At 45.6% G+C, this 13,147-nt stretch carries 16 protein-coding genes; 8 read left to right on the forward strand and 8 right to left on the reverse strand.

Translation table 11 applies throughout. The features are described 5' to 3' along the window. Positions 1 to 137: 137 nt before the first annotated feature. Together A9E74_RS09395 and A9E74_RS09400 are read right to left on the reverse strand one after the other, a co-directional pair. Positions 138 to 524, reverse strand: a complete 387-nt coding sequence (locus A9E74_RS09395; RefSeq protein WP_069296371.1) for a VOC family protein — start codon at positions 522 to 524, stop codon at positions 138 to 140. Between the two features lie 32 nt (positions 525 to 556). Then, a complete protein-coding gene (locus tag A9E74_RS09400) occupies positions 557 to 1,441 on the reverse strand; it encodes a DMT family transporter (RefSeq protein WP_069296372.1) in 885 nt (294 codons plus the stop codon). 74 nt (positions 1,442 to 1,515) lie between these two features. Here A9E74_RS09400 and dapC point away from each other — a divergent pair, with 74 nt between their 5' ends. From dapC to A9E74_RS09435, 7 genes are all read left to right on the forward strand, one after another. Further along, a complete protein-coding gene (dapC, locus tag A9E74_RS09405; RefSeq protein WP_069296373.1) occupies positions 1,516 to 2,712 on the forward strand; it encodes a succinyldiaminopimelate transaminase in 1,197 nt (398 codons plus the stop codon). 17 nt (positions 2,713 to 2,729) lie between these two features. Continuing rightward, positions 2,730 to 3,551: a 2,3,4,5-tetrahydropyridine-2,6-dicarboxylate N-succinyltransferase gene (gene dapD, locus A9E74_RS09410; RefSeq protein ID WP_069296374.1), complete on the forward strand. Its 822-nt coding sequence runs from the start codon at positions 2,730 to 2,732 to the stop codon at positions 3,549 to 3,551. A 161-nt stretch (positions 3,552 to 3,712) separates the two neighbouring features. Further along, positions 3,713 to 4,057: an ArsC family reductase gene (locus A9E74_RS09415; protein WP_069296375.1), complete on the forward strand. Its 345-nt coding sequence runs from the start codon at positions 3,713 to 3,715 to the stop codon at positions 4,055 to 4,057. Further along, positions 4,047 to 5,189, forward strand: coding sequence for a succinyl-diaminopimelate desuccinylase (gene dapE, locus A9E74_RS09420; protein WP_069296376.1), 1,143 nt, complete (start codon positions 4,047 to 4,049; stop codon positions 5,187 to 5,189). The genes A9E74_RS09415 and dapE overlap by 11 nt, the downstream gene beginning before the upstream one ends. Positions 5,190 to 5,193: 4 nt before the next feature. Next, positions 5,194 to 5,481: a hypothetical protein gene (locus tag A9E74_RS09425; RefSeq protein WP_069296377.1), complete on the forward strand. Its 288-nt coding sequence runs from the start codon at positions 5,194 to 5,196 to the stop codon at positions 5,479 to 5,481. Between the two features lie 75 nt (positions 5,482 to 5,556). Beyond that, a complete protein-coding gene (locus A9E74_RS09430) occupies positions 5,557 to 7,683 on the forward strand; it encodes a TonB-dependent receptor (protein ID WP_069296378.1) in 2,127 nt (708 codons plus the stop codon). 109 nt (positions 7,684 to 7,792) lie between these two features. After that, positions 7,793 to 8,146, forward strand: coding sequence for a hypothetical protein (locus A9E74_RS09435; protein ID WP_069296379.1), 354 nt, complete (start codon positions 7,793 to 7,795; stop codon positions 8,144 to 8,146). Here A9E74_RS09435 and A9E74_RS09440 read toward each other — a convergent pair whose 3' ends face one another. From A9E74_RS09440 to A9E74_RS09455, 4 genes are read right to left on the reverse strand one after another with little or no spacing between them, the layout of a single operon-like run. Then, on the reverse strand, positions 8,147 to 8,929 hold the full coding sequence (locus tag A9E74_RS09440) for an SDR family oxidoreductase (RefSeq protein WP_069296380.1): 783 nt from the start codon (positions 8,927 to 8,929) through the stop codon (positions 8,147 to 8,149). Between the two features lie 42 nt (positions 8,930 to 8,971). Beyond that, complete coding sequence (purU, locus tag A9E74_RS09445) at positions 8,972 to 9,829, reverse strand: formyltetrahydrofolate deformylase (RefSeq protein WP_069296381.1); 858 nt, start codon at positions 9,827 to 9,829, stop codon at positions 8,972 to 8,974. A gap of 60 nt (positions 9,830 to 9,889) precedes the next feature. Beyond that, a complete protein-coding gene (locus A9E74_RS09450; protein WP_069296382.1) occupies positions 9,890 to 10,240 on the reverse strand; it encodes a nucleotide pyrophosphohydrolase in 351 nt (116 codons plus the stop codon). Continuing rightward, entirely contained in the window at positions 10,233 to 10,997 is a 765-nt protein-coding gene (locus A9E74_RS09455) for an alpha/beta fold hydrolase (RefSeq protein ID WP_069296383.1), read from the reverse strand. The genes A9E74_RS09450 and A9E74_RS09455 overlap by 8 nt, the downstream gene beginning before the upstream one ends. 56 nt (positions 10,998 to 11,053) lie before the next feature. Between A9E74_RS09455 and A9E74_RS14345 the strand changes: the two genes are divergently transcribed. Continuing rightward, complete coding sequence (locus A9E74_RS14345) at positions 11,054 to 11,224, forward strand: hypothetical protein (protein WP_176718919.1); 171 nt, start codon at positions 11,054 to 11,056, stop codon at positions 11,222 to 11,224. 44 nt (positions 11,225 to 11,268) lie between these two features. On the opposite strand, the gene fabB is transcribed toward A9E74_RS14345, so the two are convergent. Together fabB and fabA are read right to left on the reverse strand one after the other, a co-directional pair. Beyond that, entirely contained in the window at positions 11,269 to 12,486 is a 1,218-nt protein-coding gene (gene fabB, locus A9E74_RS09460) for a beta-ketoacyl-ACP synthase I (RefSeq protein WP_069296384.1), read from the reverse strand. A 9-nt stretch (positions 12,487 to 12,495) separates the two neighbouring features. Continuing rightward, a complete protein-coding gene (gene fabA / locus A9E74_RS09465; RefSeq protein ID WP_041354415.1) occupies positions 12,496 to 13,011 on the reverse strand; it encodes a 3-hydroxyacyl-[acyl-carrier-protein] dehydratase FabA in 516 nt (171 codons plus the stop codon). Positions 13,012 to 13,147 lie beyond the last annotated feature (136 nt).

The raw sequence follows: 13,147 nt of genomic DNA on the forward strand, positions 1-13,147 counted from the left end.
GTTAAATTTTAACCATTTTGAACAGCTCTATTAAAGATTAATAACTTAGCGATTTTCAACATTGTTAACCACAGACTTATCCACAGAAAATGTGAGTAACTCGCTAAGCTATTGATTGTTGCTTTCAAGCACCTGAATTACTGGCTAGCTGGAGTGAAATCTTCAGCGAACTCCAACGCATTGCCGTCAGGATCTCGACAGAAAAAAGCCGCTCTACCAGACTTGCTGCGCGAGAACTCAACGCCTGCCTGTTCGAGCCGTTCTGCCAAAGCATCAAGATTTTCCACCAGCAAAGCAACATGCCGATCCCGACCTCCATGTTCCGGACGACCATCCGTCGAATCGGGGTTGGGTAATACCATCAGATGCAATTGTTGTTTGTTGTCCAAATCCAGCCAAGCTCCGTCATAGGCAAACTTGGGACGGTTTGGATTTAACGGGATCTGCAATACATCACAATAAAACTTCAGTGATTTGGATAAATCTTCCACCAGAAAGCTGGCATGGGCAATTGACTTAATCATAAATTTTTCCTGCAAGATCAATAATAAAAAGTTTAGCGATTGTGCTTTTCAACGCGGGCAATACCAAACGCCGCAGCAAAGATTAACGCCCCACCAAGCCATTCCGGCAATGTCATTATTTCAGTAGTTAATAATGCTGATGAAATCGCAGCTACAATCAGTTCAAATAACATTATCACAGCCGCTAAATAAACTGGCATTCTGGCCAGCCCATATAACACCGCAACAGTCATGGCGATGATGATACCGCCACCAATAAATACAGCACTCAACCAAACCGTCACGTCGACTACTGGCAATGAAGCCTGTTGCAGTAACAGAACCACGATCGATACGGCAACGACGCCCCACAACACAATGGTAGTTTTTAATGCCATCGGTACACTGGCAAGTTTACGGCTTAAGACATTGTTTACCGCAAAACACATACTGGCAAACAAAGCCAACCAATCAGCCAAGCCATGGGGCCAGGGAAAACCTACCTCCGGACGCCATAACATTAAAATGGTGCCTCCCATTGCCAGCAAAAACATGGCGATGGCTGCCAAAGACAACTTTTCACCCAACCACCATCGACCAAGAATCACTGACCACAGTGGTGATAAATAAAATAACAACATCACACGCATCACCTGCCCTTCGTTCAAGGCAACCAAAAAGGCCAGGTTAGTCATGCCGGCGGCCAAAGCCAACCAGAGTAAATCGGCAGGGATCTGCTTCCAGTGATAACGTTGCTTGAGGAAAACCGGTAAGCTGGCTACTGCTGCCGTAAAATACATCACCAAGGTGACCCAAATCACCGACATGCCTGCCTGTTCGAACAAACGCATCGGATACCAGATGAAGCCCCACATTGAGGCGGCAAATAGCAGACTGAGAATAGCGAGTTTGGATTCGGTTTGTTTTACTGTGCTCATGCTGATGCTTATAACACGAGCAGCAATTGAAGCGTTATAATGGGCGGATTTTTCTGACCCGGCGATATGTTTTAATGAATCCAGATCTGGCGCGATTACATCCTTATCCCTTTGAGAAACTTGCCGAACTGCAACAAGGCTGCACCCCTCCAAAAGCCTTGGCGCATATTTCGTTATCCATAGGTGAGCCAAAACATCCAACTCCCGGCTTTATTACTGAAGCGGTCATCAGTCATTTGCATGGCTTATCAGTGTATCCAACGACTGCTGGAAGTATCGAGTTACGTCATACTATTGCCAATTGGTTGGATCAACGGTTTCAGCTTGCGGGACATATTGATCCTGTTTCACAGATTCTGCCTGTTAACGGTACCCGCGAAGCATTGTTTGCTTTTGCCCAGGCGATAATCGATCGTCGTAAAGACCCACTGATTGTCATGCCTAACCCGTTTTATCAAATTTATGAAGGTGCAGCCTTTCTGGCTGGCGCCGAACCGTATTTACTGAATTGCACCGAAGAAACAGGTTTTGTACCGGACTTCGATGAAGTACCACCCAGCGTCTGGTCTCGTTGCCAGTTGTTATATCTGTGCAGCCCAGGCAATCCGACTGGTGCTATCGTAGATGCTGAAACACTGACAAAGCTGATTCAGCTAGCCCATGAGTATGATTTTATTATTGCGGCAGATGAATGTTATTCGGAAATCTATTTTGATGAAGCTTTGCCACCCGTCGGGTTGTTACAGGCAGCAGTAGCTGCAGGCTATACCGATTTAAGCCGCTGTGTAGTTTTTCATAGTTTATCCAAGCGTTCTAACGCACCGGGTTTACGTAGCGGGTTTGTGGCGGGCGATGCCAATGTTATGAAATCTTTTTTACGTTACCGTACTTATCATGGTTGTGCGATGCCGCCCTCTACTCAGTCTGCCTCAATCTCAGCATGGTCTGATGAAGCGCATGTTGCACATAACCGGCAGCTGTATCGAGAGAAATTCGATGCCGTTTTGGAAATTTTATCCCCGGTTATGAATGTGACTCAGCCCGAAGCGAGTTTTTATCTGTGGGCGGAAACCCCGATTGCCGATACTGATTTTGCTCGCGGCTTATTTGATCAATATAACGTCACCGTGTTACCGGGGCGTTTTTTAGCCAGAGATACCAAACAAGGTAATCCTGGCGTTAACCGGATCCGTATGGCATTGGTTGCACCACAAGATGAGTGCGTCGAAGCGGCTATGCGGATCCGTGATTATATTGAAACCCTATCTTAAATTATTTGGAGAAACCGATGAGCGATATCCAGCAGATTATCGAAACGGCATTTGAGCGCCGTGCAGAAATCACCCCAGCCAATGCCGACGCGGAAGTACGTAATGCTGTTAATGAAGTATTGGCGTTGCTCGACAGTGGTAAAGCCCGTGTTGCTGAAAAACAAAATGGTGATTGGGTCGTTAATCAATGGCTGAAAAAAGCGGTTCTATTATCGTTCCGCTTGAATGACAACCGCCCTATGTCGGGTGGTGAAACCCAATACTTCGACAAAGTTGAGCCAAAATTTGCCAACTTTACCGAAGCTGATTTCAATACCGCCGGTGTGCGGGTTGTTCCTCCAGCTGCGGCACGTCGTGGCTCATATATCGCGCCAGGCGTGGTATTGATGCCTTCTTACGTGAATATCGGTGCTTATGTTGATTCCGGCACCATGGTCGATACCTGGGCTACTGTTGGCAGCTGTGCTCAAATCGGTAAAAACGTCCATTTATCCGGTGGCGTAGGCATCGGTGGCGTGCTGGAACCATTACAAGCTGGTCCGACTATTATCGAAGATAACTGCTTTATTGGTGCCCGCTCTGAAGTGGTTGAAGGTGTTATCGTCGAAGAAGGCTCAGTAATTTCAATGGGCGTATACATTGGTCAAAGCACCAAAATCTTTAATCGTATGACCGGTGAAATCAGCTATGGCAGAATCCCAGCAGGTTCAGTTGTAGTATCAGGTAACCTGCCTTCCAAAGATGGCAGCTACAGCCTGTATTGCGCCGTTATCGTCAAACAGGTTGATGAAAAAACTCGTGGTAAAGTCGGTATCAACGAATTACTGCGTGATATTTAATTTATAAAAAGATACTGAGGACGGTGACGATACAACAGTGTCGTTACTGTCTTTTCAGTGCCAATTTACGGTGTAGTCAATAATGCAAAAACCATTGATATACTGTATCATTTCACGTCTTTTAACCCACATGGTGGGTTCTTCCAGGTGAGACGGCAACGATGAAACTATTTGGTATTAAGAATTGTGACACCGTCAAAAAAGCCCGGCGCTGGCTGGATGAACATCAGGTTACCTACCAGTTTCATGACTTTCGAAAAGACGGCCTTGAGCAACCTACTGTTGAACAATGGTTGAACTCGGTCAGTTGGGAGCAGCTACTCAACAAACGTGGCACTACTTGGCGTCAGTTAGATGATCCCCGCAAAGACCAGCTTGATCAACAAGCCGCTGTCGAATTAATACTTGCTCACCCCACCCTTATCAAACGCCCGGTCATTGAAGATGAGTCCGGCGTATCGATTGGTTTCAATGAATCTGATTTCCAGGCCCGCTATGCAAAATAATTTCTCTACTACTGTTCAGTTAACTATTGATTTGATTCAGCGTGACAGCGTTACGCCTGCTGATAAAGGTTGTCAGGTTATGTTGGCAGAGCGTTTAGCGAACAGTGGATTTAATGCCGAATATTTACGGTTTGGTGAAGTCGACAATTTGTGGTGTCGCCGGGGCCATAACGGTCCGTTATTTGTTTTTGCCGGACATACCGATGTTGTGCCTACCGGACCGGCAGACAAATGGACACATGAACCGTTTGCCGCCAAAATTGATGGCGATATTCTGTTTGGTCGCGGCGCAGCAGATATGAAAGGCAGTATTGCCGCAATGGTGACAGCCTGTGAACGGTTTGTGTCAGAACATCCACAGCATGCTGGCAGTATTGCTTTTTTGCTGACCAGCGATGAAGAAGGTCCGGCTACGGATGGTACTGTTAAAGTTATTGAAACCCTACAAGCAAGGCAGGACCATATCGACTGGTGTGTTGTCGGCGAACCGACCAGCACTGACAAAGTGGCCGATGTAGTTAAAAATGGTCGCCGTGGTTCGTTAAATGGTTATCTGACAGTTAAAGGTAAACAAGGACACATTGCCTATCCACATCTGGCGGATAATCCGGTACACAACCTTGCCCCTGCCCTGGCTGAACTCTGTGCGGTGCAATGGGATCAGGGTAATGAAGATTTCCCGCCTACCAGCTTTCAGGTATCCAATCTGAACAGCGGTACCGGTGCAACCAATATCATTCCCGGCACAGCAGAAATGATTTTTAATTTCCGTTATTCCACTGAAGTCACTCATGAAGAACTGCAACAACAGGTTGAAAGCATTCTGGACAAACATGGAGTGAGCTATCAATTGGATTGGGTGTTGTCTGGTAAGCCTTTTCGTACAGCTGGGGGCAAACTGCTAGAAGCTGTGCAGGTGGCTGTTAAAACAGTTACCGGTTACCACACAACTTTATCAACGTCCGGTGGTACATCGGATGGTCGTTTTATTGCACCAACCGGTGCACAAGTGATTGAGCTTGGTCCGTTAAACGCAACGATTCATCAGATTGATGAACATGTGTCGATTGCCGATCTGGATACCTTGTCGGCTATCTACCAGCAATTGCTCATCGAATTGCTGGTGAACTAAAAAAATGCAACTTCGGCACACCAAACATCTGTTATGGCTTTTTGCAGCAGCATTCTTGCTGATGCAGTCCATGGCAGTGTGGCATGATGCCGAGCATGCTTTTCACGAGCATATTGCATTATGTGATCAGTTAAATGTTGTTAGTCATACCCCTTCAATTGATGCTAACCATCAGCTTAGCATCGGTGTATGGCAACAACGTTTCCAGCTTGATGCTACTGTTTATCCCCCTGCTCGTTTTGAAAATACTTATCTCTCGTTCGCGATCCGCGCCCCACCCGTTATCTCATAGCGTTCTGATTTTGATTTATTGTCGTTTTCTTATTTAGAAAATGGCTGCTGATTTCTGCTATGAGGATTATTCGTGATGAATAAAAAACCACTTGTAGTGCTGCTTGCCGCAGCACTGTCGCCTATGGCTTCTGTAGCGTTTGCTGCTGAAGATACTGTTGATATTCCACGTCTGGTGGTCACTTCCGACCCTTTAGGCAACCGGACATCTGACGAATTGATTCAACCTGTTACCGTCATTGCCGGTGATGAACTCAATCAAAAACGTGCCAGTACATTAGGTGAAACATTAGATGGTCTGCCAGGTGTACATAATGCTGACTTTGGTCAGGGCGTAGGCCGTCCTGTTGTGCGCGGTTTACAAGGCTCACGCGTGCAGGTTCTGGAAGATGGCTTGAGTACCTCGGATATTTCTGGAGAAGGTGCTGATCACGCTATCGGACTGGATACCGGACGTGCCGATCAAATTGAAGTGTTTCGTGGCCCAGCTACCCTGTTGTATGGCAGTGGCGCAGCTGGTGGTGTTATCAACGTCCGCAGCAACCGTTTTAACCCAGAATTTGGTGACTCCCCAAGAGTTGATGGCCAAATGTCATACGGTTTAAATGGACATGACCGTCAGGGTCGACTGGGATTAGAACTGCCAATGGGCGACAGTTTTGTTTTACGCACCGATTATGGTGTGCGCCGCAGCAGTGATTTTGATATCGATGGTTATCAGGAAAAAGGTCAACGTTTCGGTCGTAAAGACAAGTTGCAAAACAGTGAAGTTGAAAATGATGTGTTCTCAATCACTGGGCTATATAAAGGTGATTGGGGTTTTGCTGGATTAGGTTATAGCACTTGGAAAACTCAATACGGCATTCCTGAAGTGTTTTTGGGTGACGGCGAAGAAGAGCAGGAACAAATTCGCGCAAAAAATGATCGCTTTGATTTCCGCAGTGAATTCAATGATCCTTTACCAGGCTTTAAAACTGCCCGTCTGAAAATGGCATATACCAGCTATCGACAGCAGGAAATCGGTTCTGAGTTTGATGATGGGGCATTCGTTGAAAGTGAAGTTGAAACCCGCTTTAACAATAACGAAACCGAAATGCGTCTGGAAATGGTGCATAACCCCATTGGCGACTGGCAAGGTGTTGTCGGTTTGCAGTTTAATGATCGTGATTTTGAAGCCGAAGGTGAAGGCCATGGTCATGGTGGCGGTCACGGACACAGTGATGGATTTTATATTCGCGGCAATGACACACGTACGGTTGGTTTATTTGTGCTGGAAGAACGCCCGACACACTTTGGTCGGTTTGAAGTCGCGGCTCGTGTTGATCACGTCCGTTCCAGTTCGGATAACCTGAGTGAAGATCGTGACATTGATCTGCCAAATGGTGATGAGCTCGAACAGGCAGCCAGCCTGAGCAGTCGTAGCTTCACCCCGTTCAGCTTATCCGCGGGCACAATCATCGATGTGGATCCAGCTCATCATTTAAGAATGTCAGTCACCCGCTCACAACGTGCTCCTTCGGCTGAACAACTTTATGCCTTTGGTCGCCACGCAGCAGCGGGTACAGTTGAGATTGGTGATCCTAACCTTGGCAAAGAAACCTACACTAATTTTGAAGTCGGTTTTGATCGTCATATCGGCGCATTTCGCTATGATCTGACCACCTTCTACAATTATGTAGATGATTTTATTTACTTGGCTTCACGCGATGATGGCACCGGTCAGGCCGTTGAGATTGAAGGCGATACATTGGTTGTCAACGAACAGCGAAATGCCAAATTTTATGGTGTCGAATTTGGTGCCATTACCGATCTGGTAGAGGGCCCTATTCCGCTCAGCATGCGTCTCTCAGCTGATCATGTACGCGGCAAACTCAGTGGTGGTGAAGATTTACCACGTATGAGTCCGACTCGGGTTGGTATCGGTTTTGATACTTCGTATGCTGATTGGGATTTCAGTCTCGACTATCGTCGGGTCTTTAAACAAACCAAAACAGCTGTCACTGAAAACAATACCAGCGGCTATAACCTGGTTTCCTTTGATGCAAGTTGGTCACCAGCTAGCTTAAAGGGAGCTCAAATCTTTCTTCAAGGGCGTAATTTGCTTAATGAAGATGGTCGCCGGCATACCAGTTTCTTTAAAGATGAATCACCGATTCTGGGCCGTACCCTATACACCGGTATCCGCTTTGATTTTGGCGGTTAATCGCTAATTCGATCTTTGCAGTATTAGGCCCGGCATTGCCGGGCCTTTTTTTGTGGAGCAAAAGTAAGGATCCTGCTAGATTGAAACCTTTTTTAATGAGTAACCACAAATGGCTTTAATTGAAACTGGCGACGATATCAGCAGTATTAAACTGATTTACATCTTCAATTTAGTCGGCTCACTGATTTACCCAATGCTAATCATGGGCGCCTTAGTTGCTTATGAAAAAAAACCTAAAGCAGCAGACTGGTTGCAATCACATTATTTGTTTCAAATTAATGGTTTCTTTATCAGCCTGATCTTACTGATGGTTTCATGGGGACTGTTGTGGATGGGTAATTTATACGGTTTGGCCGTAATGGTAGTCTGGATTGTCTGGAATATCAGCCGCAGTGTAAAGGGTTTAAAAACGCTTAAGGCTCAACAACCCATTGCCAATCCTAAAAGCTGGTTATTAGGCTGACTAGCCGCGAAAAATAGCTAATGGCCCGGTGGCTTGTTGGGTAGGCATAATCTCCATTGTGGTGACATTCATATGCACCGGGGTATTGACCAGCCACCAGATGGTATCCGCAATATCCTGAGCGGTAAGCGCAACAGTGTTTTCATAAACCTTGTCCGCACGCTGCTCATCGGCTTTAAAGCGCACCATGGAAAACTCGGTTTCCGCATTTCCGGGCTCGATATTAGTTACCCGAATCTGTGTGCCCAGTAAATCTGCGCGTAAGGCCAATGAAAACTGTCTGACAAAAGCTTTACTTGCGCAATACACATTACCGCCCGGATAAGGCCAGTTTCCAGCGACAGAACCTATATTGATGATATACCCGCTGTCTCGTGACTGCATGCCCGGTAAAACCAGTCTGGAGCAACGCATCAAGCCTTTAATGTTGGTATCGACCATACGTTCCCAATCTTCAGGATCAGTTGCGTAAGCCGGTTCCAGCCCTAATGCTAAACCGGCATTATTGACCAATACATCTATCTGCTTAAATTCCACCGGCAGCTCGGCAAAGGCTTGTTCTGTTGCCTGTCGGTCACTGATATCAAAACAGCTGATGCAGGTCTGTTTTGAGCCGCCCAGTTCCGCCTGCAAATTCTGCAGACGTTCCAAACGGCGGCCAGTAATAATCAAACGCCATCCGGCTTTGGCAAACAGCCTGGCACAGGCTTCACCAAAGCCAGCGGTAGCACCGGTGATCATAATTACCGGAGATGATAGATTTGTATTGAAAGCGTTCGTCATAATTTCTTTCAGACTCAGTTTACAGGCAGCAGGAATGGATTATCAGGCACCTTCTGCAAACACGATAGTGCGACGGCCACTGACAATGATGCGGTGTTCAATATGCGCTTTCACAGCACGTGCTAAAACCAGCCGTTCGATATCCTTGCCAATCATGACTAAATCTTGTGGGCTGTTATCGTGGCGAACCCGTTCGACATCCTGTTCAATTATCGGGCCTTCATCAAGTTCGGCGGTCGCATAATGTGCGGTGGCGCCAATCAGTTTGACTCCACGTTCATAAGCCTGGTGATAGGGTTTGGCCCCCTGAAAAGCCGGTAAAAATCCATGGTGAATATTGATAACCTTACCGGCAAATTCTTTAACAAACTGCTCAGACAGAATTTGCATGTAGCGCGCCATCACCACCAGATCAATCTGATACTCTGAAAGTAAGGATTTAATCTGTGCTTCCTGTTGTAGTTTGGTTTCTGTGGAGATGGGTAGATGATAAAAAGGCTTGTTGAACTGCCTAGCCATATTCTCCAAATCGGGATGGTTACCGATGATAACGGGAATCTCGCATTTCAGCTCGCCTTCCAGTTCCCGCAACAATAAGTCATAAGGACAGTGCGACGCTCGGGTGACCAGTAAAGCCACACGGTAAGGCAAGTCTGTATAGTGAACTGACCAGGTCAGTTGCAGGCTGTCTGCTAGCGAATTGAAGTCTTGCTGTAAGGCTTGATGGGGCATTTGCCCCTCATCTTCTACCTTGAGGCGCATAAAATAACGACCGTGCTCAGTATCGGTATATTGCTGACAGTGCAGAATATTGTAACCACGTTCTGCAAAAAAACCGGTGATGCCGGCCAGCAACCCTTTTTGATCGGCACATTGAATCAGCAACACGATGGCTTTCATGGAGAAACGACCTCTACCGGCTTAAAATCAAAGCGCAGATGCTAGCACTTTGTAGCTGTTTTATGAATATTCATTATATTTGTCAGCCCGACCTTTAACTTTCTCCACCGGATATTTCGCAGCATTTTTTTCCATTTTTCGCTTGATCGCCTGCTCAAGGTCAATATTCAGGTCATGGCACAAATAACTCAAATAGACAGCAACATCGGCAATTTCATCTTCAAGTGCTTCGCGTTTATCCGTCTCCAGCATTTGCTGAATTTCCGTCTTATCACGCCATTGAAACCATTCCAGCAGTTCAGCCGCTTCGATAGATAACGAAATCGCAATATCTTTGGGATTATGAAATTGCTCCCAGTCACGTTCACGACGAAATTCAATCAATTGTTTTAATAAGTCGGCATTAATCATCAGCTAGAAACCTGTTTACCTGCTCAATAAAAATATCTGGTTGATCTGCATGTACCCAATGTCCGGCATTATCGATCACTACATGTTCCGCGTTTGGATAAAAAGATTTAATCTGTTGCCAATCATTATCCGTAACGTAGTTTGATTTTTCACCACTGATAAACAGAGCTGGCACTTCTACAGCATCATTTTGCTCAACACTTTGCAGCAACCCTGGGTAACTACAAAACAAAGCCTGCAGATTGATACGCCAGTTAAATTCTTGATCGTTTTTTTGCAAATTCAGTAATAAGAATTGACGTACCAATGGATCTGGCAGTGTTCCCGATAAAGCTTCGCTCACTTCCGTACGTGATGAAAATTTTGATAAATCTAATGCTAATAACGCTTTGAAAATAACACTGTGTTCATCGATATATTGTCGTGGGGCAATATCTACAACAATAAGTCTGTTTACTCGATTAATAAAATTCTGGGTAAATTGCATGGCGGTTTTGCCGCCGAGCGAATGTCCCAGCAGATCTATTGTTGGTAAGCTTAAATCGTCTAGTAAATTCAGCAAATCCTCGGCCATTAAATCAAACGTTTGCTGAGGATGATGAAATGAGCGGCCGTGATTACGCAGATCAACACTAATAACCTGTCGCTCGGATGAAAGGGCTTTAGCTATACCACGCCAGTTATCCGCTGAACCAAATAAACCATGCAGGATAACTAACGGTGAACCCTGGCCAATTGATTGATAGTGTAATTTCATAATGGGCAACGTTAACACGTTATAATGTGTGATTGAAAAGTTTGGAGAAAGTGAACGTGGATGAAGCAATTTTGATGATACTGGTCAAACAATATGCCGATCGATTTGGCATCACCTTCAGTTCAAAACATTTGGACGATGAAGTGAAAAAACAGCAGCTAGTCAGTTTAATGCAGGAAGCGTTAGCAGGAAAACGTGGGCCGGTTACAGATGAGGATCTAAGCTAAAAAAACACCCTCGGCACCACGCTGAGGGTGTTTTAATTGTTAAATCAGATTTTCTCAAATACCAGACAGGCATTAGTTCCACCGAAACCAAAGCTATTTGACATCACAGCCTGCAACCCAGCATTGTCTTTGCGCTCTAATACGATTGGCATGCCCTTGGCTTGCTCATCGAGATTATCAATATTGGCTGAAGCAGCCACAAAATCGTTTTCGAGCATCAGCAAGCTGTAAATTGCTTCCTGCACACCAGCAGCACCTAATGAGTGGCCGGACAGAGATTTAGTGGATCCTACCAGTGGGATTTGAATTTCAGCGAAAGCTTGTTTGATTGCACCCAACTCAGCTAAATCACCTACCGGTGTACTGGTGCCATGGGCATTAATGTAATCGACTTTATTGTTACGCATTGTCGACATGGCCATTTGCATACAACGCTGTGCACCTTCACCAGAAGGCGCCACCATGTCATAACCATCAGAAGTGGCAGCATAACCGGTTAATTCTGCATAAATTTTTGCGCCACGCGCTTTAGCATGTTCGTACTCTTCAAGTACCAACACACCACCACCGCCAGCGATAACAAAACCGTCACGATCTGCATCATATGCACGTGATGCTTTTTCAGGAGTTTCGTTATATTTGGTCGACAAGGCGCCCATTGCATCAAACAATGAACTCATGGTCCAGTGTTCTTCTTCAGCACCACCAGCAAAAACGATATCTTGTTTGCCCAGTTGGATTTGCTCCATCGCATTGCCAATGCAATGCGCACTGGTTGCACAGGCAGAAGACATTGAATAGTTGACGCCCTTGATTTTGAATGGTGTGGCCAGACAGGCTGAAGTTGTGCTTCCCATGACCTGAGTCACGCGATATGGACCTACTCGTTTTAAGCCTTTTTCACGCAAAATATCAGCTGCTTCAACTTGATTTGAAGATGATGCTCCACCAGAGCCCATGACTAGTCCAGTTTTTGGATTGGACACATCACTTTCACTCAATCCCGCATCTTGAATTGCATGTTTCATCGCAATATAAGCATAAGCTGCGGCATCGCCCATAAAACGTAAAACTTTACGATCAATAAAATCTTTAAAATCAATATCAAAAAAACCCGCGACATGGCTACGAAAGCCCATATCAGCGTACTGCTGTTTAAAATGGATACCAGAACGACCGGTGCGAAGTGATTCGGTAACGGTGGCAAGATCCAATCCTAAACAGGAGGTGATCCCCATACCAGTAACAACTACACGTCTCATTGTCTTGTCCTAAAAGTTGTCAGTTGATGTAAACAGACCAACTCGTAAATCTTTGGCGAAGTAGATATCGCGACCATCCACAGATACTGTGCCATCAGCAATGGCAAGTACTAGTTTGCGTGAAATTACTCGTTTCAAATCAATACGGTAAGTCACTTTTTTGGCGCTAGGTAATACTTGTCCAGTAAATTTCACTTCACCGGAACCCAGCGCTCTTCCTCTACCGGGATTACCATCCCATGCCAGAAAAAAGCCAAGTAATTGCCACATAGCATCTAGGCCCAGGCAACCTGGCATGACCGGATCACCCGGGAAATGGCATTTAAAAAACCATAGATCCGGATGAATATCCAGTTCAGCAATGATTTCACCTTTTCCATAGGCACCACCATCATTGGAAATATGACTGATACGATCCATCATCAGCATATTGGGGACTGGCAGTTGGGCATTGCCCGGGCCAAACATTTCTCCGTGGCCGCACTGCAAGAGTTCCTCGAAGGAAAAAGATGATTGCTTACTCATGAAATTCTAAAATAACCCTACAAATTAAGCACGACATAATAGCATGATAGTTTGATTGCAGAAAAAGTTGCAGCTATCCACGTACAGGTTCTAAAAAAAAGCCATACCCCACGGGCATGGCTTATCGTTTGATTAA

It is taken from the genome of Methylophaga muralis (assembly GCF_001720165.1).
Lineage (GTDB): Bacteria > Pseudomonadota > Gammaproteobacteria > Nitrosococcales > Methylophagaceae > Methylophaga > Methylophaga muralis.

Coding starts and splice junctions, on each gene's coding strand:
- A9E74_RS09425 (WP_069296377.1), top strand. CDS start 5,194: ATGCAACTTCGGCACACCAAACATCTGTTATGGCTTTTTGCAGCAGCA.
- dapC (WP_069296373.1), top strand. CDS start 1,516: ATGAATCCAGATCTGGCGCGATTACATCCTTATCCCTTTGAGAAACTT.
- A9E74_RS09455 (WP_069296383.1), bottom strand. CDS start 10,997: ATGAAATTACACTATCAATCAATTGGCCAGGGTTCACCGTTAGTTATC.
- A9E74_RS09440 (WP_069296380.1), bottom strand. CDS start 8,929: ATGACGAACGCTTTCAATACAAATCTATCATCTCCGGTAATTATGATC.
- purU (WP_069296381.1), bottom strand. CDS start 9,829: ATGAAAGCCATCGTGTTGCTGATTCAATGTGCCGATCAAAAAGGGTTG.
- dapE (WP_069296376.1), top strand. CDS start 4,047: ATGCAAAATAATTTCTCTACTACTGTTCAGTTAACTATTGATTTGATT.
- fabB (WP_069296384.1), bottom strand. CDS start 12,486: ATGAGACGTGTAGTTGTTACTGGTATGGGGATCACCTCCTGTTTAGGA.
- dapD (WP_069296374.1), top strand. CDS start 2,730: ATGAGCGATATCCAGCAGATTATCGAAACGGCATTTGAGCGCCGTGCA.
- A9E74_RS09395 (WP_069296371.1), bottom strand. CDS start 524: ATGATTAAGTCAATTGCCCATGCCAGCTTTCTGGTGGAAGATTTATCC.
- A9E74_RS09450 (WP_069296382.1), bottom strand. CDS start 10,240: ATGATTAATGCCGACTTATTAAAACAATTGATTGAATTTCGTCGTGAA.
- fabA (WP_041354415.1), bottom strand. CDS start 13,011: ATGAGTAAGCAATCATCTTTTTCCTTCGAGGAACTCTTGCAGTGCGGC.
- A9E74_RS09435 (WP_069296379.1), top strand. CDS start 7,793: ATGGCTTTAATTGAAACTGGCGACGATATCAGCAGTATTAAACTGATT.
- A9E74_RS09415 (WP_069296375.1), top strand. CDS start 3,713: ATGAAACTATTTGGTATTAAGAATTGTGACACCGTCAAAAAAGCCCGG.
- A9E74_RS09400 (WP_069296372.1), bottom strand. CDS start 1,441: ATGAGCACAGTAAAACAAACCGAATCCAAACTCGCTATTCTCAGTCTG.
- A9E74_RS09430 (WP_069296378.1), top strand. CDS start 5,557: ATGAATAAAAAACCACTTGTAGTGCTGCTTGCCGCAGCACTGTCGCCT.